This window comes from Pseudomonas sp. EL_65y_Pfl2_R96 (assembly GCF_963970905.1).
Lineage (GTDB): Bacteria > Pseudomonadota > Gammaproteobacteria > Pseudomonadales > Pseudomonadaceae > Aquipseudomonas.
Genome location: NZ_CAXAQH010000355.1, coordinates 1 through 451, shown reverse-complemented (window position 1 = coordinate 451; position 451 = coordinate 1). Strand labels below are relative to the sequence as shown.

The 451-nt window shown below is 61.0% G+C and carries 1 protein-coding gene; it reads right to left on the bottom strand.

The features are described from left to right. Window positions 1-26: 26 nt before the first annotated feature. Window positions 27-451 (bottom strand): excinuclease (locus tag AACY49_RS31015; protein WP_339528139.1); only part of this gene is annotated, 425 nt, incomplete at its 5' end.

Here is a 451-nt window from a genome sequence, read left to right as displayed (position 1 = left end):
CCCACTCACTACATGACCTTATTCAATCAATCCACGTGCGCGAGGTCACCACGCAACGCCACGCTGGAAACCAGCATCTCCGCGCGGCACTGGAAATTTTCGGTGTCTTTGTACAGGTCGCGCTGGTCGACGCTGGCGATGTTGATCACGGCGTTGGCGTCTGCTTTTTTCGCGGCGTTCTGCAGGGTCGCCAGCGCCGATTGCAGCGCCCAGAAGCAGGCGTCTTCGTCGGACTTGTTCGAGCCGTTGGTCTTGCGGCTGCTGCTCACGGTGTCGAGTTTGCGCACTTGCTTGGGCAGGGTTTCGCCGGCCAGGTAGAACTTCACGCTGCTGTCCAGCAGGCCGGCGTCGGTGGCGCGTTTGACGCCTTCGCGAAAGCTCAGGTAGGTCGGTTCGTCGGCGCCTTGCTTGACGATGCCCAGGTCGTTGACGAACTCGATGTCCGGGTTGA